This is a genomic window from Streptomyces recifensis (assembly GCF_002154615.1).
Classification (GTDB): Bacteria; Actinomycetota; Actinomycetes; order Streptomycetales; family Streptomycetaceae; genus Streptomyces; species Streptomyces griseoluteus.
Map to the genome: position 1 here is coordinate 1 of NZ_MUNH01000377.1, position 1,441 is coordinate 1,441.

Sequence of the window (1,441 nt, forward strand, 5' to 3'; positions counted from 1 at the left end):
CCATGGCGACCACCCGCCGGGGTCCGGCGGGTGGTCGCCATGGTCGACGCCGAGAACGAGCGGTCGATCGCTGTCACGCAGCGGCTGGGGATGCGGCTCTCCGAGCGGTTCGTCACTCCCGCTTCCGAGCGGCAAGGGCTTTGCTACTCCCTTGAGTTGTGACTCCGTGTAGTTGATTGTCACAGAAAGAGAGATGTCATTTCCGGGTGCTCTTTCCCGGAGTTACCCTGCCAGTACCGCAGGGGGTGACATCAGTGCACATACCACCCAGAACGCCCGAGGTGCGCGTGCCTCGGTTTGTCGGGCTCATGGCCGTGGACGCCCGCGCGGCCGCTCGCGCCCGCGGGCTGTTCCTCAACGCGCCGGACCGGCCCGAGTTCGCGGGGGTCGTCGTGGACTACGTCGTACGGCAGTTCCCCGCGCCCGGTGCGGAAGTCCCGCCTGACTCCGTCGTCTACGTGTGGTTCGACTTCGGAGAGGGCGAAGGGGGCGGGGGTGTGCGGGAACCCCGGTTGCCCGCGCCGCCCTCCGGGGGGCTGCAGCGGGAACTCGGGGAGCCCGGGGACGCGTTCGAGATGATCGGACGCTGAGCGGTCAGAGCTGCTTGAAGCCCCGGTGCAGGGCCACCACGCCTCCGGTCAGGTTGCGCCAGGCCACCTTCGACCAGCCGGCCTTCTGGAGCTTCTCCGCCAGCGCGGGCTGGTCGGGCCAGGCGCGGATGGATTCCGCCAGGTACACGTACGCGTCCGGGTTCGACGACACCGACCGTGCGACCGGGGGGAGCGCCCTCATCAGGTACTCCGTGTACACCGTGCGGAACGGGGTCCACGTGGGGTGCGAGAACTCGCAGATCACCACCCTGCCGCCCGGCTTCGTCACCCGGTACAGCTCGCTCAGCGCGGCGTCCGTGTCCTGGACGTTGCGCAGGCCGAAGGAGATCGTCACGGCGTCGAAGGTGTCGTCCCTGAACGGGAGCCTCGTCGCGTCCCCCGCCGTCATCGAGAGCCACGGGTGCTTCTTCTTGCCCACCTGGAGCATGCCCAGGGAGAAGTCGCACGGGACCACATAGGCGCCCGCCCTCGCGAACGGGAGCGACGACGTCGCCGTGCCCGCCGCGAGGTCCAGCACCTTCTGCGCGGGGCGGGCGTCCACCGCCTTCGCCACCTCCTTGCGCCAGCGGCGGTCCTGGCCAAGTGACAGCACGTCGTTGGTGAGGTCGTACCGTTCCGCCACGTCGTCGAACATCTCGGCGACTTCGTGGGGCTGCTTGTTCAAGGAAGCGCGGGTCACGCTGTCATTGTTGCAGGCCCGTTGAGTTCGGCTGGGTACGGGTGCGGTGCGTCTTGGGGCGGGGCCGCGCCGGGGGGTATCCGTCCTCGGTCCGGCGACTTTTGTTTCTACGATGCATTCGACTTGCCTTCTCGCCGGCCGCTGCGGGCGG

At 68.8% G+C, this 1,441-nt stretch carries 2 protein-coding genes and 1 pseudogene; 2 read left to right on the plus strand and 1 reads right to left on the minus strand.

The window, feature by feature from the left end; all coding sequences use genetic code 11:
• Both CCN33_RS33140 and CCN33_RS19770 read left to right on the plus strand, forming a co-directional pair.
• A pseudogene (locus CCN33_RS33140) lies at positions 1–162 on the plus strand (GNAT family protein); the annotation flags it as partial.
• 119 nt (positions 163–281) lie between these two features.
• Positions 282–590, plus strand: coding sequence for a PASTA domain-containing protein (locus tag CCN33_RS19770; RefSeq protein WP_268255647.1), 309 nt, complete (start codon positions 282–284; stop codon positions 588–590).
• A 4-nt stretch (positions 591–594) separates the two neighbouring features.
• Here CCN33_RS19770 and CCN33_RS19775 read toward each other — a convergent pair whose 3' ends face one another.
• Positions 595–1,290 carry a demethylmenaquinone methyltransferase gene (locus CCN33_RS19775; protein WP_086694912.1) on the minus strand — a complete coding sequence of 232 codons (696 nt, stop codon included), beginning with the start codon at positions 1,288–1,290 and terminating at the stop codon, positions 595–597.
• Between the last annotated feature and the right edge of the window lie 151 nt (positions 1,291–1,441).